Genomic DNA, 20,516 nt, shown 5'->3' with positions numbered 1-20,516 from the left:
TATTACAAAAAAGTCCAATCTAATGATCAATGTGAAGTGAACTTTTAGACCGGCGAATTTTGTTTCTATGCGGCGATGATCGTAGCAATTCATATAGTTTGGTAGTCCGATTTTTGAGTCACCATATGTCTCGTAGGGATGATTATGAACTTGGAAATATAGAAGCAATTTTCTGTCACCGCATTAGCTGGATACGTTTCTTTGACAAGTTTTTACCTGTTTAAGAGTAGTAATAAAATGACAATTCTGATATTGGAATTATTGAATCACAGCGTGGGTCATGCACTAATAAGCAGCTAATGGAAAATAATAAAGACTAAAAATCATTAATAAAATGCTTTCGCATAATGGTTTTTTGACTTTTTAATTTTTCATTAGGGTCTGTTTGAAAACTACTTGAGTAAAATACAAATCGAGGCAACATACACCGCTGATAAAAAGACATGCGCTAATTTATCATAACGAGTTGCTATTCGTCGATAGTTCTTTAATAGGTTAAAGAAATTTTCAATCAAATGGCGCTCACAATAAACGTAATAATCACAGGCCCATTTATTTTTGGCAGTCTCTTTTGGCGGAATCGTGTAAGTCCCTGATTCTGCCGTGATATATTGCCGTAACTCGGCGGTTCCATATGCTTTGTCCCCAATGACGTTTGATTCAGATATGTCCAATGATGCCAGTAAAGTTTGAGCTACACGACTATCATGGACTTGACCGCCTGTTAGTAAAAAGCAAACTGGATTGCCTAGACCATCTACGACCGCATGGATCTTCGTCGTACGGCCACCACGACTTAGTCCAATGGCTTGATTCTCGACCAAACATTTGACGTTTTTTTGCACCAGTTGTTTTTTGATGAAATCGGACAATCGTTGACTCTAAACTAAGATTTTCCATATCTGGATCATCGATGAGTGCTTCAAAGATACGTTCGAAGAGCCCAGATTCAACCCAAAGGCGGAAACGACTATATACCGTCTGTCAGGCGCCGTACCGTTCTGGAAATCACGCCAAGCCGGCACCACTACGCATAACCCAGAGGATGGCATTAAATGCAGTTCAGTCATCAATTTTGGATGGACGTCCAGTTCGGTATGGTGGAAATAACGGGTCAATACGTTCCCACTGATCATCTGACAAAGGTTACAAAACTAGCACTACACGTTAAGTAGCCTAAAATAGACGCCTTTAAATCCGTTAAGATTTAAGAACGTCTATTTTTTTGAGCTTTTTTAGGTGGTTCAGCCACGGCTTTTGTTGGTCGCCGCGTGGCTTTTTAAACCTCGTTTACGTTCGATTTGTCGACGGATGAAGGAGTAAGCCATTAAGGCTAGCGCCAGGATAACCGTGACAGCAGCTGCAGTTTTAAAACTAAACATCCAGAGAAAAACGGCAATGGCGAGCGTACAGTAAATAAGTAAAAACATGGGACCCTCCTTCTTTCACATCGAGATCTTTAAGTTAATAGCTTCATTGTAACGACTAAAAATAGCTATCTCGTGATCGAAATTTGAATTTTTTGTTAAGAGTGTCATTTTTTGCGAAATAGTGGTGGACAAATTGCCACTCGTCAGGTGAATCAATGAATTTCAGTTTTTGGGCAGCGGTAAGAATGACTGGAGACAAAAAAATAAGCCTAGGGACGCCCCAGACTTGTTTTGATCGTCCTGATAGTGTTGAAATGCATGATAAAAGTCAGTTTTAACGGAAACGATGACGACTTAATCGTCGTTCGTTGGCCTGACTCAATTGTTCCTCAGTCAGTTGATAATGCTGAGCTTGGACCAGTTTATCAATCCCAATCTGCAAGGCCTTAAATTGATCTTGATTGCCGACAGTTGGCGCTAACTTGGCCGCAATGGCTTGTAACTGTTCAACGTTAGGCGTCAGCGTTTCGACGACTTGTTGATCGTACTGTTTCTGCGATAGACTGTGTGTTTGCCAGCGTGTGACACGTGACAAGAGGGTGAAAAGCTGCGTTGTCAAAATATCGGTTAAATAATCGGTTTCAGTTGAACTGAATGCCATTGTAACCACCTCCATAACTCACTATATGTTCCTTAGTTTAGCACGTTTGGTGAGTTGGATGAAAATTACTAGGCCAAAAGAAAAAGCGACCGAGCACTGAACTCGGTCACTTGATTAGTTTTTATGAGCGCGGTCTTTGAAAATGAATAGTTTACTGAAGAACCAGTTCATGACAACGATGATGACTTGATCCAAGAACTTGACGAGTAAGTTATTCCCGTGTAAGACAGTAACACCAATCACCATAATTGCTTCGTCTACGAAAAAGCTGAGTAGTCGAAAGCCAAAGAAAGAGGAGGCTTCTGCGACGACAGCTTTGACCGTCGGCGTTTTAGAGTCGAAAACCCATAACTTATTCGTGACATAGGCAAATAAGACTGATAAGAACCAAGCAATGGCGTTGCTGAGCCAAACTGGCCAACCAATTAAATCGTTAAATAGCCAAAAGACGACAAAATTGACGACGGTGGTTAAACCACCAAAAATTAAATAAGACAAAACACTCTGATAGCGATGCCATAGTTGCATAATTGTTTTCAATATTTCGCGCTCCAAATAGTTAAATTAAGTGCTATTATCGTAGCATAAAAAAACTAATTGTGCGGCGGTTAACGATTATTTTTGGGCTAAATCAGTGAAATAAGCGTCGTATGCAGTTTGGGCAGTTGCTAAATGATCAAAACGCGCGACGGTGATGACTGTATGCCCAGTTAAAGTTAATGCGGTAATTTTAACGGTGTAGGGGTGCTTGGACCAACGACTAGTGAGCAAATCAATCTGGTAGTCGACTTCGTCACTGATTACGACTGTTTGAGTGATCAAAACGCCATGACGTCCTTTTGTCAGTGCTAACATGTAAACCGCCTCCCCAGTGGAATAACTCCATTGTAGTGGCTGGGTGTAAACGGATGATTCTGTTTGTGTAAATTTTGTGTAAAAGTCTTACGTCAGGTTTTAAGTACGCTAGCATGAAGGTACCACAAAGTCTCAATTTGTCTCTATTATACAGCCAACGAGTTCATCTCTAAATGTCCTCCGTCTCCGTGGACTAATTCGTTTACTGTGAGGCAGACCTGCAGGGCGCTTTCAAGCCGAAAACCACGTCTTAAAAGTCGGCCAGACACTAACACTTGCACCTGGGACAGCTCGCCCAGCTAAGTGTCTCGACACGGTAAACGAACTGGTCCACTCCACGTTAGATAGCGATTTAACAAGTGAACATCAATTAGCCCCGTATCAACGAAAGGTCAATTGATATTAAGGATCACTAATTAGCGCAAGGCAGGCTGGATGATGCTCAGTGGTGAAATTTCTCAAGAGTGTGAGGGTCAACGGGCAATGCTCAGGAGCAGTTGGACCGAACACGTTTCGGCTGCTGGTGGTTTTCCAGCTTAGAGAAAGCCCGGCTTGTGAGACCGACCTTTGGCTCACAAACGTGGCCACCACGTTCCAGCATCAGTCCAGACCAACTGGAGCGGTAAGTTAAGCAGATACGATGTGATAGCTACGATTTCCTTAGCCCTAATCAAGGACACTTTTTGCAAGGTAATTAATTGAGAACGCATTCATGAGCGATAAATGTTAAAATATACTTAGTAGATGGAAAGGGTGTGGCGCAGATGTTACAAGAATATACGAATATTTTAGTTCCCTTAGACGGTTCGAAACAGGCGGAAGCAGCTTTAAACAAAGCGGTAGCCGTCGCGAAACGTAACCAAGCTCACGTGGATGTTTTGTCCGTCATCGATCCTGGACAATTCGGCTATAACTTAGCCGGTTTGGCGGATGGCGACATTACGTACCAATTGGTTCAAGACTCGGAAGCCTATTTGAAGGGTGTTGTGGCAACCATTAAGAAAAACGGCTTTGAGGATATTGAATTCCATATCCGAATGGGCAGCCCGAAGCCAATCATCTCTCAAGACTTCATTGAAGATCATCACAACGACTTAATTATGATGGGTGCTACTGGCTTGAATGCCATGGAACGTGTCCTTGAAGGCTCTGTCACGACTTTCGTTCAACGGAATGCCTTAACAGATGTTATTGTGGTAAAAACAGATTTGAATAATACGCAAGTGACTAAATAATTAGCCAAATAAAAACGGCCGCCCGGTTGGACAGTCGTTTTTATTTGGCTAATTTCTGAGCTGTAATTTGCGATTGAAGTAGTAGGCTATCGCAAGGAAGAGGCTACTGCTAACCATCATCGTCAGCATTGGCATGTACGGATTGAACAGGCCCAGTGTTTGGTGATAGCCTAAGAGAAGCTTGAGAAAGTTAGTAAAAGCAATCACGGCCGCGCTAGTTTGGCGACCAACTGCGATAGAACCGACGAATCCGAGCGCGAAAACGGCGAGAATTGGGACGACGATGGCGATAACTCGTTGGACGGTTTTGGTGAATAAATTCATGATATTACTGAGGACCATCGCGAAAGCTCCAACTGTGATGAAGAAAAGCCACAAAAATAGCAGGTAGATCGTCACGGTCATGAAAACATTGTCGCCAAAGAACTTGGTATACATTTCATAGGGACCGCGCGCTAATTGAGCAAAAACGTCGATGCGCATCGCGGGAGCCGCAATGGCGAAATCATTGATCAAAGTGAAAATCGTGCCGATGAAACTCATCACTAACAAGTTGTAAAAGCGTGCTAGCCAGTAGGTCCGCCGGGAGATCCCATTTTGAATCACTAATTTGAAATTGTCATATGTTTGCAAATGGATGATAAAAATAAAGAGTCCGACAATAAAACCAATGCCTAAACCACTTAAATGGGAACGCCAGCTAAAGGTGCTCAGACGACCAGTGAGTAATGCGAGTAGCAATGGTAATAGCGTTTCGGCCGCGATGACAATTAAGATCGCCCAACCGAGGTATGGCAATTGTTCTTTGAACAAGTAGCGTGTCAAACGCCAATGTTTCTTTGGCATATCAGTGTCTGCCTCCTTAAACTTAAGCATTTTTGAGCTTTAATTTCCGGTTGAAGTAGTAAGCAATAGCTGCCATCAGTATCCCAATAACGATAAGCGTTAACGCTGGCATGATGGGGTTTAAACTACCAGCGGAATCATGGTTAGAGCCACCCATGAGCCAATAAAGAAATTCAAAAATGGCTTTAGTATGAGCATCCGTCGCCGATCCAGGGCTGGAAACATTCATGAGAAAGACTAAGAAAAAGCCGCCCAAAATTGGAATAGCAATCAGAACAACTCGTCGCACCGTTTTCGTTAACAGGCTGAAGATGCTTCCAAGTGCCATCCCGCTGAGGCCTAGCGCAACAAAGAGTAGCCAGGTGAGAATAAAGCCAGCAATTAAGTTTGGCATGGTACCAGAACCAAAATGCGTCCCATATAACTGAGCGTAAAATTGATGGTTAAAGCCTTGTGCGAAATGCCAGTGTTGAATCGGGTTACTAACGGCGAAGTAATAAATTGTCGCCAACAGTTCGCCAATTAAACTAACCATAAGCAAGCTAAGTAGGCGTGCTAACCAGAAAGTTTTACGAGAGATACCATTTTGAATGAACAGTTTGAAGTTATCGTAGCTGAATGTCATCCAGATGAAGGCGAATAAGCCAAAGATAAAACTAAAATTAAAGACAAATAGATGGCCAAATGAAAGGTGATTTAAGGTGCCAGTGAATAGCGCAAAAAGGAACGGGATGACCGCTAAACTTGCAATTACATAGAAATAAACGAGACCTAAGTATTTCAGTTGTTCACGAAATAAATAGCGCGTCGCGACTTTCAATTTAGCTGACATGAGTAGCAACCTTCTTTTCGTTGGTTAAATTGATAAAGAGTTTCTGCAAGTCTAAATGTTCAACTTTAACAGTATCTGGAATCGGGCGATCATCCGCCAAAGCCCCATAAACATAGTGAGCGGTGATTCCGCCCAGATGATCGTCACCGATGACGTTTAAACCGGCTGTATATTGGCTGACATCGGTGTCTGGACCAGAAACCGTGTAGGCTTTTTCTAAAATATCAGGCACACTGCCATTGACCACGATTCTGTGGTCATTTAGCACAAAGACATGCTCAATCAAGTTAGCAATTTCTTCAATCAAGTGAGTTGAAATCACGAAAGTCCGTGGTTTTTCTGAATAGGTCTCAATCAATTCTTGATAGAACAATTCACGGTGATTGGCATCCAAGCCTAATACGGGTTCATCAAGGAAAATGTAGTCAGCTGGCACACACAAGGCCACAATTAATTTGAAGATTGAACGATAACCGGTTGAGAGTTTGCCAAAACGTGAGGTTAAATCCAAGTCGAATTTGTCGGCCAGAGCCTTGGCGTATTGCCGATCAAAACTGCCATATAACAGTTCTGTCGTATCAAATAGCTTGGTTAATTTAGACCGTTCAGAATATAAGTTAACTTCACTCATTAAATAGATCCGACCGAGGGTACGATCGTTGTCGTTCAGTGATTCCTCGTCTAAAGTAACGATGCCTTGACTGGCAAAGATACGATTACTGATAATGTTCAGCAAAGTACTTTTACCAGCACCGTTACGACCCAATAAACCATAGATCTTGTTCGGTTCGATCGTTAAGTTGATGTCATCAAGAACTTTTTTGCCGTGATAGTTTTGACTGACGGCGTGAATTTGAATGCTCATTTTGTTGAAAACCCCCGTTCGATTAATTGTGCAAGTTCTTGTTTAGTAATGTGCAGTTTCCGGGCTTCACTCACAAGATTTTTGACGTAATCATCGTAAAATTGATTTCGCCGTTTTTCGACAATCCGGCCTTGCGCACCGGCAATGACGAACATCCCAACGCCACGACGTTTTTCAATGAGATTGGCATCTACTAAGATGTTCATCCCTTTGAGCACGGTGGCTGGATTAATATGGAATTCTTTGGAAATTTCAGTTGTTGAGGGAATTTGTTCACCCTCCACAAAGGTCCGAGCAAAGATTGCTTCTTCGATCTGTTCAGCAACTTGTAAATAGATTGGTTCAGTACTATTGAAGTTGAACTGCATATTTTTCACCTCATTGCAGTGGGTTAATCGTTATTTGGTTGCAATCTTATGGTGACGAGTCAAGGTTAGTTGATGTTCAGTCCGATCAATCCGCGCGGCAATCCAGCAGGAGAGTAGTAACAGTGCCCCGAGCACCGCTAGTAGCGTGTCCTGATGTTCAAAGCCAAATAGGGTTGCGGTGATCACGTTGGCGGCAAGCCAGAGACTAGGCATTAAACTGCCAAGCCAGAATTGGTGGCGATTAGCTAAGCCATAACGGTGAATTGGCGTAATAACGATTAATAAAGCGACTAATCCAAAGTATACCATGATTCATTCCTCCTCCAAAAGGTTATTGTAAGACGATCCGCCGATAAATTTGGACCGTGATGAGATAGTAGATTAAATAGAGCCCCGCAAAAATTAAGAATGGTAACCAAATACCAACATAAGGTGAACCGACCATAATGAAGCTGAACATTTTGAGTCCAAAGAGGACGTGGACGACGCCAACAATGCCGGGCAGGATGAATAAGACGGCAATTTCTTTGCGTAAGGCACTGTTCAGTTGGGTTTTGCGTGTTCCAATCTTATTGAGCATGACGTAACGGTGTTGGTCCGCTGCGGCGCCGGACAAGATTTTGAACATTAAGCAGCTCGCTAACATGGCTAAAAAGGCAACCCCTAAGAAGAAGCCCATGAATTCTAAGCCGGAATACATACTATTGATTACTTGGTAACCGGTGTAACGGCCGCCTAACATTTCGCCTTGCAAGCCGGTATCGCGTTGACGTTGACTAGTTGCGAGCTTTTTCAAGGCCGCGGTGTGTGCAGTCACATCTTTGGTGGCGAAGACGGTCAAACGTTGTTCTGGCTGGCCTAATTTGGCGTATTGCGCGTCACTTAACATCTGGGTACTCAAACGTTGTTGAGCACTCCCTTGTAATGAACCAAGTTGGTAACTGGCGGTTGATTTTAGCAATTGTTGGGCATTGTTGTGCTTAACCGTAAATTTAAGTTGGTTACGGCCAGATTGAGTCATCGTGATAAATGGGTGCTGATTGAAGTCACTAGCCCGATAGTAAACGGCTTTTTTGCCAACCTTGAAACGATACATGCTTTCAGTGGTAGGCTTTAAAGCTTTAAGTTGAGCTTTTTGAGCATTAGTTGTATTGACTAAGCCCATGTCGTAGGCGTTACTACCTTTGACCATCAGTGGCACTTGGCGATGGAAACCCATGCCGACCGTGATGGCACCGAGTGCTAAGGCGAAAAGCATGGCCACGATGGATAAGATCTTCGTATAATTTCGAATTCGGAAACCTAATTGTGATAATGTGAAGCCATTTAAACCCCGATTAGCAAATGGTAATCGTTTGAGCAAGATGACCAACCAAACAAAGATGGCATTAAATAAAAGGTACGTTCCTAACACGATCGTGACTAAGGCTAAGCCGATGCCGGCCATCTGTAACTTATCCAAGTTGGCCATCGACCAGTAGCCGATGGCAATGGCGATGAGGCCAATAACGACTTCAACGGCTTGTCGGACGGGCTTGAGTTGGGGCCGGTTGGGCTGATCATTACTGTGTAACAATTTCAGGGCAGGAGTCTTCGTTAAGGCAATTAAGTTGAAGAAACCGGCTAGTAAGAAGAGGCCAACATAGAGTAACAGCGTCGTTAACGCTGCTGGCAAGTACCAAGCGGCTAAGTGATGCAGGGTTAAGCCGAGGCTACTAATGAGTAATTGACTCAGACCAAGCGTCAGTAGTGTGCCGAAGAGAATACCGACAATGGTGGCTGTGATGCCGACTAAGAGGGTTTCTAACCAAATCAGTTGGCCAATTTTACCTTTACGTGCGCCGACTAACATGAATAAACCATAGTCACGTTTGCGCATACTGAGTAAGAATGAGTTGGCGTAACCGATGTAGACCAAGGTAATAATGGTCAATAAAACGGAACCAAATTGGAAAATCATGCCGATCATACTGATGCCGGTATTTTGTTTTAAGAACGTTTTGTTTGTGGCTAAGGCTTCGAACATGTAGAAGATGGCACTGGACATGATTAAGCCAGAAAACAAGACTAAGTAATCACGCCAGCGTTTTTGGAAGCCGGTCATAGCAAGTTTAGTTAACATTTTGTGAGGGGCTCCTTTCTATTGTTCGAATGTGCCAAGGGTGTCGAGAATTTGTTGATAGAAGTCTTGCCGTGTTAAGTTAGCTCGCTGTAATTCTTGACCGATCTTACCGTCTTTGATGAATAGGATACGTTGGCAATAACTAGCTGAAAACGGATCATGGGTGACGAGTAAGATGGAAACGGCTTGTTCATGATTAATCGTAGTGAATAAATCTAACAATTCACGTGCTGACTTTGAGTCCAAAGCACCAGTTGGTTCATCCCCGAATAACATGGCGGGTTCGTTGATCAAGGCCCGGGCGGCAGCGACCCGTTGTTTTTGACCACCGGAAAGTTCGTTTGGATAGTTGTTCAAGAATTCCGCAATCCCTAAATGAGTCGCGACGGCTTCTACCGCTGGCTTGATTTTTTTCAGGCTAGTATTTTGTAAAGTTAAGGGCAACGCGATGTTTTCATAAGCAGTCATCGTTTCAAGCAAGTTAAAGTCTTGAAAAATAAAGCCAATTTCTTTCGCCCGAAAATCAGCAAGTTGATTGCCCTTTAAGTGGGTAATCGGTTGTTGATTAATGGTGACTTCACCACTAGTGGGTTGATCCAAGGTAGCAAGCATATTGAGTAACGTGGTCTTCCCAGAACCTGAAGCGCCCATGATGCCGACAAATTCGCCCGCGTTAACGTCGAAGTTGATTCCCTTTAACGCTTCATATTGTTTTGTTCCGGCCTTACCGTAAGTTTTGTGTAAATCGGTCACCGTCATAATTGGTGTAGTTGGCATAATGTGTAACTCCTTTTAATTAACTTAGTTTGTTATTTAGTTAGTTGCTTATGTAACTAACTATAAAGGTAACTAGCATTTCTGTCAACCGTGCAATAATTAATTTTATGATAAACGCTGCTGCAGCAAGGCTTATAAACGGAAATAATTTTAATAATGATTGGATCTTGGTTAATGGGTGGTTCGTTAGGTGGGTCACTAAGACGTGATAATTTTGATTGCAATCAACCGTCAGCTAGCCTAAAATTACATTTACTGAGTTTAGGCAGGTCAATATAGGAGGAAACGGCATTGAAAAAGATTTTAGTCTTGCATACGGGTGGCACGATTGCCATGTCAGCGGATGCAGCTGGTAATATGGCGCCCGGCGCGCAAAATCCCTTGGACAGTTATGAAAATCCATTTAGTGGGGAAGTTCAATTAGAAACAGAAGATGTCTTTAATTTGCCTTCGCCGCATATTACGCCCGCACGGATGTTGCAATTAAAGCAACGGATTGCTAAAGCTGCGAGTGAAGGGGTCGATGGCGTGGTAGTCACCCATGGGACCGATACATTAGAAGAAACAGCGTACTTTTTGGATTTGACGTTACCAAACGATTTGCCCGTCGTAGTGACCGGCGCGATGCGGTCAGCCAATGAAATTGGCTCGGATGGGCTGCATAATTTGGAAACGGCGATCCAAACGGCTAGCACGCCGGATGCAGCTGATAAAGGCGTATTGGTTGTCATGAATGATGAAATTCATTCGGCACGTTATGTGACTAAGACGCACACGACCAACGTTGCGACATTCCGAACACCAACCTTTGGCCCTATTGGGTTAGTAGCGAAACATGGCATTGTCTTCTTTGAATCGCTATTACGGTCAACTGTTTGTCCGATTCGAACGGTTGTCGATAATGTTTTCTTAATCAAGGCTTACGCGGGAATGGGACCAGAGTTATTCGAAGCAATCGCACAACCAACGACTAACGGTGTGGTCATCGAAGCACTGGGTGCCGGCAATTTACCGCCGGCTACTTTACCAGCGGTTCAAAAATTATTGGATCAAGGTATTCCAGTAGTTTTGGTGTCACGTTGTTTCAACGGGATTGCACAAGATGTGTATGATTACGAGGGTGGCGGTGTTCAGCTGAAACAGATGGGTGTGATTTTCTGTCAAGGTTTAAATGGACAAAAGGCTCGCATCAAGCTATTAGTCGGCGTAAGTGCTGGCATGTCAGCTGATGAACTGGCTCGCTTTGTGGCCACTGCCAATTCATAAAAAATTAAAAATCTCTTTAAAACGATTAGCTGAGGTATAGTTATCATATCTATAAGTATCCGATTAGCTTGCCGCTCCGGTTGGTCTGGACTGATGCTGGAACGTGGTGGCCACGTTTGTGAGCCAAAGGGCGGTCTCACAAGCCGGGCTTTTCCTAAGTTGGAAGTCCACCAGCAAAGGAAAACTTCACCACTGAGCATCATCCAGCCCAACCTGCGCTAAGTTAGTAGATCTATATTAATCGGCCTTCATTAAACCGAGATTTTACTACTGCCTTATTTGATTTAAACCACTATCTGACGTCGGAGTGGACCAGTTCGTTCGCCGTGTCGAGACACTTAGCTGGGTGGGTTTTCCCAGGTTAGTGTCTGGCCGACTTTTAAGACGTGAACTTCGGCTTGAAAGCGCCCTGTAGACCGGTCTTTGGCTACAGGTCTGCCTCACAGCGAACGAACTGGTCCGCAGAGACGGACAAAGCAGTCACATATTCGAAGCATGAACGCCCCGATGTACTGAGTTAAACTGCATTATTTTCATAGCGACACAAAAAATCCAGCTTCAATCAAGGTGTATTCACACTTAGATTGAAGCTGGATTTTTAATGATTTGATTATTGATTGAGCAAGTTTTGTTTAACCAATCGTGCTAAGTAGGCTTCTTTTAAGAAATCACCGTGGTTGATATTTTTTTGATTGATAGTCATCGCATTATAGCGGTGGGCTTCATTCATGAAAAGTTTACTTCCGGCTGTGACACTTGAAAGTGGGACGACATGATCATCGCCATCTCCAGCATCACCAGCGATATTGATCACCGTATGCAAAGAGTTGAATTTTGCTTTGTTGGCTAGCAATGGCTTGTATAGCGTTTCATCTGGTTGCGCTTCGCTGGTACCTAAGAAGGGCGTCCCGACGAGCATTAAGTCGTGAATCGCGACGACCGGACTCGTCGCCAGACCAGCAACATAACGACTAAAAATCAGGCCACCGTTGGAATAACCCAGTGCGTTGGCCGTGGTGACTTTGTCATGCTGACGTAAATAAGTCATCGCGTTGGCTAAGCCCTTAGTTTGTTGGATGATGGTCTCATTGGTGTCGCGACTATTTTCAAAATAAATCACGATTAAAGTATCATTTAATTGCGCATTCTTAACCCGCGTTTTGGTTGCGGTCACTGATAGATCTTTTGCCACCGTCACGTTAATGACCGGGTGTGGTTGAGACGCATTCAAGGATTTGATCAGCGCATCGAAGTCATCGTGTGTGCTATCGCTGCCGGCAATCATGATCAATGGTCGTTTTTGACCGGTGATTACGTGGGTCGTTTTGTCGGTATGAAGTTGTGTGACCAACCCTAGCCCGATGATTGATAGGAGGAACACGACGCAAATAATCAAGCCCCATTTAACCCTTTTCGACATTGTCCCACCTCATTTGATTAGAGCCGCTCTGCAATTACTGGTCGCTCATTTAATGATTGTACGTCCCGGTTGTTAGCCTTAAAAAGCGCCTGGTAAGTAGCCAATTGTTTCTCACCAAGCATGACTGAATCGGCACAAACGTACCATTCAACGGTTTCGGTTAGTGGTGGCGTCGTGAGTGAGCCCAAATAATGATAAACGGTGCCAGTATCCGGTAATAGTTCGGTTAGGTTGATGGGTTCGGTCAACTCGTGGCTAGCGTTAGGCGTGAGCTGATCGAGTAAGCCTTGAAAACTCGCATTGGGTTTGCCGATGCGACCGAAGACGGCGACAACGGCGAGTTGGCCGGTGGCGCTACGATGAACTAAATGCCATTCGAGCGGTGCGGCTTGGCCGTCGATGAGGTGCTCAGCGGGCGTATGAAAATGAATTTGATCAAAGTTGAAATCGCGGTCGTTGAGGTACGCAGCGCCCGTTCCAGTCGCTTGCAAGGTCGTGTCCGTGCCAACAATGGTCTTAGCTTGGTACAGGCCTCGCCAGCTGATTGCTGATAATTGTGAAGCAGTCGTGTTAGCGGTCGTAATGTCAATTGGGGATTGGTGTTGACCGCCGACAAATTGCCAATCTTTTTGGGTCGTATAATCTAGTGTCGTCATGCAAAAGCCTCCGTAAATATTGTGATTACTTCTATTTTCTCACCGTAACTGACATTGTCAATTAATGGTGAATATTTTTACCAAATGACGTCGGCCACAATGTTAGAATAGAAGATAGATCATGCGATTGAGACTTGACGGTTGACTAAAATAGGTTGTGTTAGTTAATTAACGATTAAGCCAAGTCGCATTGTAGTTAATTCATAGAATAGGTGGCAAGAATCATGGCAAATGAACGATTATTACCGATTCAAAAAGGCTTTAACTTTCGCGAACTAGGTGGCTATGCGACGAAGGATGGTCATCATATTAAATGGCACAAATTAATTCGGAGTGGTGGGTTGGATCGTTTAACACAAGCCGATTTAAAATTTTTAAACGACTATGGTGTCCGTTACGATATCGATTTTCGTTCACCACAAGAAGTCCTCGATAGCCCAGACCGGGTGCCAGGCAATGCTAAATACTTATATGCCCCTGTTTTCAATGTTGATGAGACCAAGAACTCTGATGGGACCGATAAGATGGCGGCTGATTTGGAACATCATCCAGATAGCGGCTATCGGCACATGTTGAAAGTTTATCGGTTAGTCGTGAATGAACATCACGCTAAAATTGAATATCGGCGTTTCTTTGATATCTTACTTGCTAATGACCAACCCGATGAATCCTTGCTCTTCCATTGTACGGCTGGGAAAGATCGGACTGGGATGGGGGCCGTTTACTTACTCACGGCACTCGGCGTTGATCTGGAGACGATTCGCCAAGATTATATGTTGACGAATTCAGCTTCGGCGGGGCGTATCACCAGTGCAGTCAGCGATGCCAAGCAACAAGGGGCTTCACCAGCCACGATTGAAAGTATTCGGGCTTTATGGTCCGTTGACGATGATTATTTGGATGCAGCTTTATCTGAAATCAAGCATCAATCTGGTAATATTGAACACTATTTAAGAACTGAATTAAAGCTAACTAAGACCGAGATTACTCGTTTACGAGAATTGTATCTCGATTAGTCAAGAAAGGGTTAAAATGCGCTATTTAACGAGTCCTAGTCATGATATTCGGACTAATTTGGCCATTGAAACTTATTTAATGGCCCATGCTGATTTATCCGAACCGATTTTATATTTCTACATCAATTCACCTTGTATTATTGTTGGCCGTTATCAAAATGTTTTAGCTGAAATCAATCAAGCGTACGTTGAGCAACAAAAAATCATTTTGACGCGTCGGACGTCTGGCGGTGGGGCGGTCTTTGACGACCTCGGTAATGTCAGTTTCAGCTTTATCACTAAGGATGACGGCGATGGCTTTGGTAATTTCAAACGTTTTACCGCCCCAGTCTTAAAAGCCTTACATGCGATGGGAGCGACTGGCGCTGAAATGAGCGGTCGCAATGATCTGCTTATTGATGGTAAGAAGTTTTCTGGCAATGCGATGCATGTTGAAAACGGCCGCATGTTCTCACACGGTACGTTGATGTATGATGTGGACCAAACGCAAATCGCTAAAGCCTTGAATGTGCCAGCGGACAAGATGGCCTCAAAGGGAATCAAGTCTGTTCGCAGCCGGGTCACAAATTTGCGGCCATATTTGGCACCGGAATACCAACACTTAACGATCGAGGGTTTCCGGGATCGTTTGGCACGTGAGATTTTAGGGGTATCGGATTTGATTGCGGCTAAAAGATATCCACTAGATGATGCTGCTAGAGCCGGTGTGGCGGCCTTGAATGCCAAGTATTTCAAAAACTGGGATTGGATTTACGGTGAATCACCAGCTTTTGAAATTCAACATCGACGTCATTTTACCGCCGGAACAGTTGATTTCCGATTGCATATCGCCTCGGGTCGAATTGCCGATCTAACGGTCTATGGGGATTTCTTCGGCGCACAACCGGTCCAAACGGTGTTAACGGCCTTGAAAGGAGTCAAGTATACGCGGGCAGCGGTGACGGCGGCGTTGGCTGATTTAGATTTGAGCCAGTACTTTGGCCAAATTGATCACGAAGCCTTGATCGAGTTAATTGTGGCTCAAGGTGAGACTCAAAAATAGCGTCCTAAAAGGGTTGTGACTCGTCGCAACCTTTTAGACTTTTTAAAAATGTAACCGTTTTAAATAACATTTTGCTTTATATCGTGAAATCGTTTACAATATAGGCAACGATAATTAAATTATATAGCCAAGCTGCTAGTGAGGGACTGTTTGAATGTTGCCAGGTGAACAATCATTAACTAGTAGACCGATTAAATCGGTAACTTCAATTGGAAAAGGAGTCATAAAAATGCACAAATTTGTTGCGATCGTCGGGACCAATTCTGATCACTCGACGAATCGAAAATTATTACAATTCATGCAAACCCATTTTGCGGATCAAGCCGCTATTGAATTAGTTGAAATTAAGGACTTACCGATGTTTAATAAACCTGAAAATCGGCAAGTTCCTGAAGCTGCGCAAGCTATCGCTGCGAAGATCGATGCTGCGGATGGGGTCATTATTAGTACGCCAGAGTATGATCATTCGGCACCAGCAGTTTTGATGAATGCGTTGGAATGGCTGTCATTCCATATTCACCCGTTTGTGGATAAACCGGTCATGCTGATTGGGGCGTCATACGGCTCACTGGGGACGTCCCGTGCGCAGGCGCATTTACGTCAGATCCTGGATTCACCAGAATTACGAGCACGGATCATGCCGAGTTCCGAGTTCTTATTGGGGCATTCGCTACAAGCGTTTGATGAGGAAGGTAATTTAGTTGATGAACAAAAGTTAGCTAAGTTGACCGGCTTGTTTACTGATTTTCAAACGTTCGTAGACATCACCAAAGAATTGAATCATGCGAATGAAGCTAACCGTAAAGAAGTTCAAAATGTTAATTGGGACAAGCTATAGATAGGAGTGTCGTGACATGAAATTAGTTGGAATTGCAGGATCGGTTGCCGATAAATCATACAACCGGTTACTATTAAAATTTATTGCTAATCATTTTAGTGATACCGTTGATGTTGAAATCTTGGATATTCAAGATGTACCGATGTTCAATCAAAGTGATGATCAAACCAACAGTGAATCGATTCAATATTTGAGCAATAAAATCAAACAAGCAGATGGGGTCATTATTGCGACACCAGAGCACAATCATACGATTACCGCGAGCTTGAAGAGTGTGATCGAATGGTTGTCTTATCAAATCCATCCGCTATCTGGCAAACCCGTGATGATCGTGGGCGCGTCATATTACGATCAAGGATCTTCCCGCGCACAATTGAATCTACGCCAGATCTTGGAATCACCAGGTGTTGATGCGATTGTGATGCCCGGTAATGAATTTTTACTTGGTGAAGTTAAAGAAGCCTTTGATGATCAAAATGACTTGAAGGACCCACGGACAGTTGGTTTCTTAAAAGAGACACTTGATAAGTTCGTTAAGTTTGTTAAAGTCATCAATACGATGAACGGTCCTGCGGTGGATGATAGCTGGAAGTCAGAAGACTTGGAGTCACACGGCAAAGTGGAAACGACCATTGAAGGTGTCGACATGCATGCCGCCGATTGGGTTGAACAAGCTTCGGCCAAAACAAACGCTGCTGAAGGAGACGACTACGTCAAGTTGGATCGTGGGGTTCTGACCGTCAATCAGTTGAATTACTTCTTGAATTCAATGCCAATGGAATTGACGTATGCCGATGCCAATAATCAATTTATTTACTATAATCATAATGCGGATGCCAAGGATATGTTGGCTTCGCGGACGCCGGCACAGGCGGGTAATCCCATGGCCGACTGTCATCCTAAGCGTGCGATTCCTCATGTTCAACAAGTCATTCACATGCTACGGACTGGGAAGACGGATCTGTTCAAGCTCCCTGTTCCGGGTAATGGCCCCGATAAGTACGTGATGCATTATTATCAAGCTATGCACGATGGCAAGGGTGATTATAAAGGAATCAATGAACTGGTTTTGGACATTATGCCAATCGTAAAATACTATTTGGCACATACGGGTCAAGTCTTGGCTAAGGACCCAAATGCCAAGACTGACGCAATTTCGGGTGCTTCGGCTAAAGGTGCCACGGCGAAGCCGGATGGTATTTCTGGGGCATCGGCGGATACTGAGGCACAACCGGATGAAGTTTCCGGAGCTTCCGCAGACCCAACGCCAGAGACACCAACTAAACCAGCGGTAGACAGTGTTTCTGGGGCTTCTGGTAATGATAATTAAGTAGGCTCGGTTAGACATGAGTTGATAACGCGACTACCTAAAAAAACAAAATGGTTAAATTCCGAATCTTTATCGGGATTTGACCATTTTTTTGTTGACCAAAGTTTGACACTTAGGAAGATCTTGCAGCGATAAGGTTAACCGCAGTGACAAAAGCAATTTTTATTGAAATCCTGATAAATGTTCGTGATTTGTTAATAAATCTATTTATATTCGTTCGTGACTATCAACTAGAAAATTCGTTACTAATGCCAACGGAACACTGAACTGACTAATATAAAATTAATAATGATAAGCTGGCTAACGTGAATAACTAATTTGATTAACACGAACATTAAAACGTTAATTTACTGATAAAGTTAAGAAATTCGTTGACAGCGACTAGCCCGGTTGTTAAACTTATCTTGAAAACAAAGAAAGAAGGATTGAGATGACGAAGGTTGGTTTAGTGATGGGGTCGATTTCTGATTGGCCAACAATGCAGTTAGCGGCAAAACAGCTGACAGCACTTGGAATTGATTACGAACGGCGGGTCATTTCGGCACATCGGATGCCGTCAACCTTGCAAACATATGGTGAACAGGCTGCTGAACGTGGCTTGCAGCTAATCATTGCCGGTGCTGGTGGGGCAGCCCATTTGCCGGGAATGCTAGCAGCCAATACTGTGTTACCCGTTATCGGCGTTCCCATCAAAACGCGCGCGTTAAATGGGGTAGATTCCTTACTATCAATTGTTCAGATGCCTGCTGGTGTCCCAGTTGCCACCATGGCGATTGGCGAGGCCGGTGCTAAAAATGCAGCGTTGATGGCTGCCCAAATCCTAGGACTTCAAGATGAGAAAATTCAGCAAGCAGTACTTAACTTTCGGCAACAACAACGGCAGGAGGCTGAAAAAAGTGAACAACAATTCTAACCAGCCCATTTTACCGCCGGCCACGATCGGTATTGTTGGTGGTGGACAACTTGGTCAAATGATGGCGCTTAGTGCTAAAGCCATGGGCTATCATGTTGGCGTCCTTGACCCAACCCCACAAGCACCCGCGGCTCAAGTGGCTGACTTCCAAATTACGGCGGATTATCAAGATAAATCAGCCTTAATTACCTTAGCGCAACAGAGTGATGTGCTAACTTATGAATTTGAAAACGTTGATGAAGCGGCGTTAGTTGCGGCGCAGAAATACGCCCAACTGCCACAAGGGACGGCCTTATTACACATCACTGGTAATCGTCTTAATGAAAAACAATTTTTGCATGATCATGGTATTCCGGTGACCCCATTTGCCCCAGTCACGGATGAGCAATCGTTAAATTACGCGATTCAACGTGTCGGTACACCCGCTATTTTAAAAACCATTGCTGGTGGTTACGATGGTCATGGACAAACCGATCTCAATCAGCCCACCCCGACTAGTGCGGCACTTGAACTCGTTCAACAACCTTGTATTTTAGAAGCGCGGCAAGAATTTCGCATTGAAGTTTCAATGATGGTCACGCGCAGTGCCAATGGGGTGGTAACGACTTTTCCACTTGTCGAGAATCGCCATCAACATCATATCTTACACACGACGATTGCGCCGGCGAACGTCCGACCAGCCGTCCATGCCGTGGCTCGTAAAATTGCGGTTTCCATTGCGGAAGCTTTAAGTTTACGGGGTGTCTTGGGCATTGAATTCTTCGTTTTACCAGATGATACCTTATTAGTGAATGAACTCGCACCACGACCACATAATTCTGGTCACTATACCATCGAAGCTTGTAATATTTCTCAATTTGAAGCACATATTCGCAGTATCTGTGGCCTACCAATTCCAGCAATTACACAATTTGAACCCGCAGTGATGCGGAATCTATTAGGCGCCGATTTAACTGTCGCGCGGGAAAATTTAATCAATCATCCAGAATGGCATTTTCACGATTACGGTAAAGCTGAAATTAAGGCGCAGCGAAAGATGGGTCATGTGACCGTCTTAAATGCGAGCCGTGATCAAGCTTTAGCAGCATTGCAATTATTGAAGGGAGCACAATAATCATGACGGCAATTGAAAAAGGGGACTTACTGTATACTGGTAAGGCTAAAGAAATGTACGCTACTAATGATCCAGAGGTGTTATGGGTCCAATACTTGGATCAAGCAACGGCACTAAATGGTAAACGTAAAGTGGTTGTGGACCAAAAAGGCCGCTTAAATAATCGAATTTCAAGCTTGATCTTCAAAGATTTAGCACAACATGGGATTCCAAACCATTTTATTGACCAACCTTCTGCCTATGTCCAATTAGTGCGGCGTGTCAAAATGATTCCATTGGAAACGGTCGTTCGTAACGCCGCTTCTGGTAGCTTTGAACGGAAATTTGCAGTTCCTCATTTAACCGCATTCGCCACGCCAGTATTGGAATTTTTCTATAAGAGCGATGCTTTGGACGATCCATTTATCAATGATTCACAAGTGGCGGCTTTGAAGATTGTCAGTGCCGATGTGGTTGCCGAAATGAAACGTCAAGCACGATTGGTCAATGATCGCTTGCAGGAGATTTTTGCCGCAATGGGCATCCAACTAGTGGATTTCAAGATTGAATTTGGGCTAACGACGACTGGTCAAGTTTTATTGGCTGATGAAATCTCGCCTGATAGTTGCCGATTAGTCGATAAAAAGACTCAAAAGTCATTAGACAAGGACGTTTTCCGCAAGAATCTCGGTGATTTAACGACGGTCTATCAAGAAGTGCTGACCCGCTTAGCAACGGTCGAAGGGAGCCAACAATAATGTATTTGGCAAAAGTATACGTTACTTATAAAGCATCAATCCTTGATCCTAAAGGGGAAGCGGTCCACGATGCGTTACATCGTTTAGGTTATACCAACGTTGAGGCGGTCGAATTAGGAAAATATTTTGAAATTAAATTAGCAACTGGCACGCAACCGGTTGAAGCCGAAGTCGATGAAATGTGCGACCGGTTATTGGCCAACGTCAATATGGAAAGTTATCGTTACGAAATTACCGAGATGGAGGCCTAGAT

General features: G+C 43.8%; 23 protein-coding genes and 1 pseudogene. 10 read left to right on the top strand and 14 right to left on the bottom strand.

Features of this window, described 5'->3' with window-relative positions; all coding sequences use genetic code 11:
- Positions 1-392: 392 nt before the first annotated feature.
- From RA086_RS10675 to RA086_RS10655, 5 genes and pseudogenes are all read right to left on the bottom strand, one after another.
- Positions 393-1,143 (bottom strand): annotated as a pseudogene (locus tag RA086_RS10675) (IS5 family transposase).
- Positions 1,144-1,244: 101 nt separating this feature from the next.
- Positions 1,245-1,430 carry a hypothetical protein gene (locus RA086_RS10670; protein ID WP_308703775.1) on the bottom strand — a complete coding sequence of 62 codons (186 nt, stop codon included), beginning with the start codon at positions 1,428-1,430 and terminating at the stop codon, positions 1,245-1,247.
- 274 nt (positions 1,431-1,704) lie between these two features.
- Positions 1,705-2,031: a hypothetical protein gene (locus tag RA086_RS10665; RefSeq protein ID WP_308703774.1), complete on the bottom strand. Its 327-nt coding sequence runs from the start codon at positions 2,029-2,031 to the stop codon at positions 1,705-1,707.
- 114 nt (positions 2,032-2,145) lie between these two features.
- Positions 2,146-2,574 (bottom strand): GtrA family protein, encoded by a 429-nt coding sequence (locus RA086_RS10660; protein WP_308704464.1) that lies wholly within the window; start codon positions 2,572-2,574, stop codon positions 2,146-2,148.
- A gap of 72 nt (positions 2,575-2,646) precedes the next feature.
- On the bottom strand, positions 2,647-2,886 hold the full coding sequence (locus tag RA086_RS10655) for a hypothetical protein (RefSeq protein ID WP_308703773.1): 240 nt from the start codon (positions 2,884-2,886) through the stop codon (positions 2,647-2,649).
- A gap of 764 nt (positions 2,887-3,650) precedes the next feature.
- On the opposite strand from RA086_RS10655, the gene RA086_RS10650 reads away from it, so the two are divergent.
- A complete protein-coding gene (locus tag RA086_RS10650) occupies positions 3,651-4,121 on the top strand; it encodes a universal stress protein (RefSeq protein ID WP_308703772.1) in 471 nt (156 codons plus the stop codon).
- Positions 4,122-4,169: 48 nt separating this feature from the next.
- Here the strand turns inward: RA086_RS10650 and RA086_RS10645 are convergent, their stop codons facing one another.
- The 7 genes from RA086_RS10645 to RA086_RS10615 are packed head-to-tail and all read right to left on the bottom strand — an operon-like array spanning position 4,170 to position 9,931.
- Positions 4,170-4,967 carry an ABC transporter permease gene (locus RA086_RS10645; protein ID WP_308703771.1) on the bottom strand — a complete coding sequence of 266 codons (798 nt, stop codon included), beginning with the start codon at positions 4,965-4,967 and terminating at the stop codon, positions 4,170-4,172.
- Between the two features lie 22 nt (positions 4,968-4,989).
- Positions 4,990-5,799: a DUF1129 domain-containing protein gene (locus tag RA086_RS10640; protein WP_308703770.1), complete on the bottom strand. Its 810-nt coding sequence runs from the start codon at positions 5,797-5,799 to the stop codon at positions 4,990-4,992.
- Positions 5,789-6,664 (bottom strand): ABC transporter ATP-binding protein, encoded by an 876-nt coding sequence (locus tag RA086_RS10635; RefSeq protein ID WP_308703769.1) that lies wholly within the window; start codon positions 6,662-6,664, stop codon positions 5,789-5,791. The genes RA086_RS10640 and RA086_RS10635 overlap by 11 nt, the downstream gene beginning before the upstream one ends.
- The gene (locus RA086_RS10630) at positions 6,661-7,032 is read right to left on the bottom strand and encodes a GntR family transcriptional regulator (protein ID WP_308703768.1); all 372 of its coding nucleotides are present in this window, start codon (positions 7,030-7,032) and stop codon (positions 6,661-6,663) included. The genes RA086_RS10635 and RA086_RS10630 overlap by 4 nt, the downstream gene beginning before the upstream one ends.
- A gap of 30 nt (positions 7,033-7,062) precedes the next feature.
- A complete protein-coding gene (locus tag RA086_RS10625; RefSeq protein ID WP_308703767.1) occupies positions 7,063-7,341 on the bottom strand; it encodes a hypothetical protein in 279 nt (92 codons plus the stop codon).
- Positions 7,342-7,363: 22 nt separating this feature from the next.
- The gene (locus RA086_RS10620; RefSeq protein WP_308703766.1) at positions 7,364-9,154 is read right to left on the bottom strand and encodes an FtsX-like permease family protein; all 1,791 of its coding nucleotides are present in this window, start codon (positions 9,152-9,154) and stop codon (positions 7,364-7,366) included.
- An 18-nt stretch (positions 9,155-9,172) separates the two neighbouring features.
- The gene (locus RA086_RS10615) at positions 9,173-9,931 is read right to left on the bottom strand and encodes an ABC transporter ATP-binding protein (RefSeq protein WP_308703765.1); all 759 of its coding nucleotides are present in this window, start codon (positions 9,929-9,931) and stop codon (positions 9,173-9,175) included.
- A 291-nt stretch (positions 9,932-10,222) separates the two neighbouring features.
- Here RA086_RS10615 and RA086_RS10610 point away from each other — a divergent pair, with 291 nt between their 5' ends.
- The gene (locus tag RA086_RS10610) at positions 10,223-11,197 is read left to right on the top strand and encodes an asparaginase (protein ID WP_308703764.1); all 975 of its coding nucleotides are present in this window, start codon (positions 10,223-10,225) and stop codon (positions 11,195-11,197) included.
- 610 nt (positions 11,198-11,807) lie between these two features.
- On the opposite strand, the gene RA086_RS10605 is transcribed toward RA086_RS10610, so the two are convergent.
- On the bottom strand, positions 11,808-12,617 hold the full coding sequence (locus RA086_RS10605; RefSeq protein ID WP_308703763.1) for an alpha/beta hydrolase: 810 nt from the start codon (positions 12,615-12,617) through the stop codon (positions 11,808-11,810).
- 17 nt (positions 12,618-12,634) lie between these two features.
- The gene (locus tag RA086_RS10600; RefSeq protein WP_308703762.1) at positions 12,635-13,273 is read right to left on the bottom strand and encodes a carbonic anhydrase family protein; all 639 of its coding nucleotides are present in this window, start codon (positions 13,271-13,273) and stop codon (positions 12,635-12,637) included.
- 224 nt (positions 13,274-13,497) lie between these two features.
- Between RA086_RS10600 and RA086_RS10595 the strand changes: the two genes are divergently transcribed.
- The 8 genes from RA086_RS10595 to purS all read left to right on the top strand — a co-directional run bounded on the left by RA086_RS10595 (position 13,498) and on the right by purS (position 20,514).
- Entirely contained in the window at positions 13,498-14,289 is a 792-nt protein-coding gene (locus RA086_RS10595) for a tyrosine-protein phosphatase (protein ID WP_308703761.1), read from the top strand.
- A 16-nt stretch (positions 14,290-14,305) separates the two neighbouring features.
- The gene (locus RA086_RS10590; RefSeq protein WP_308703760.1) at positions 14,306-15,331 is read left to right on the top strand and encodes a lipoate--protein ligase; all 1,026 of its coding nucleotides are present in this window, start codon (positions 14,306-14,308) and stop codon (positions 15,329-15,331) included.
- A gap of 229 nt (positions 15,332-15,560) precedes the next feature.
- Positions 15,561-16,169 carry an NADPH-dependent FMN reductase gene (locus RA086_RS10585; protein WP_308703759.1) on the top strand — a complete coding sequence of 203 codons (609 nt, stop codon included), beginning with the start codon at positions 15,561-15,563 and terminating at the stop codon, positions 16,167-16,169.
- Between the two features lie 16 nt (positions 16,170-16,185).
- Positions 16,186-17,499, top strand: coding sequence for an NAD(P)H-dependent oxidoreductase (locus RA086_RS10580; RefSeq protein ID WP_308703758.1), 1,314 nt, complete (start codon positions 16,186-16,188; stop codon positions 17,497-17,499).
- Positions 17,500-17,929: 430 nt separating this feature from the next.
- Positions 17,930-18,412 carry a 5-(carboxyamino)imidazole ribonucleotide mutase gene (gene purE / locus RA086_RS10575; RefSeq protein WP_308703757.1) on the top strand — a complete coding sequence of 161 codons (483 nt, stop codon included), beginning with the start codon at positions 17,930-17,932 and terminating at the stop codon, positions 18,410-18,412.
- Complete coding sequence (gene purK, locus RA086_RS10570) at positions 18,396-19,526, top strand: 5-(carboxyamino)imidazole ribonucleotide synthase (RefSeq protein WP_308703756.1); 1,131 nt, start codon at positions 18,396-18,398, stop codon at positions 19,524-19,526. Before purE ends, purK begins: the two co-directional genes overlap by 17 nt.
- Positions 19,526-20,263 (top strand): phosphoribosylaminoimidazolesuccinocarboxamide synthase, encoded by a 738-nt coding sequence (gene purC, locus RA086_RS10565; RefSeq protein ID WP_308704463.1) that lies wholly within the window; start codon positions 19,526-19,528, stop codon positions 20,261-20,263. The genes purK and purC overlap by 1 nt, the downstream gene beginning before the upstream one ends.
- Positions 20,263-20,514: a phosphoribosylformylglycinamidine synthase subunit PurS gene (purS, locus tag RA086_RS10560; protein ID WP_308703755.1), complete on the top strand. Its 252-nt coding sequence runs from the start codon at positions 20,263-20,265 to the stop codon at positions 20,512-20,514. The genes purC and purS overlap by 1 nt, the downstream gene beginning before the upstream one ends.
- Positions 20,515-20,516: the final 2 nt, after the last annotated feature.

Source organism: Lactiplantibacillus brownii, from assembly GCF_031085375.1.
GTDB lineage: Bacteria > Bacillota > Bacilli > Lactobacillales > Lactobacillaceae > Lactiplantibacillus > Lactiplantibacillus brownii.
The sequence above is the reverse complement of the archived record's forward strand: the minus strand, read 5'-3'. Positions and strand labels throughout refer to the sequence as shown.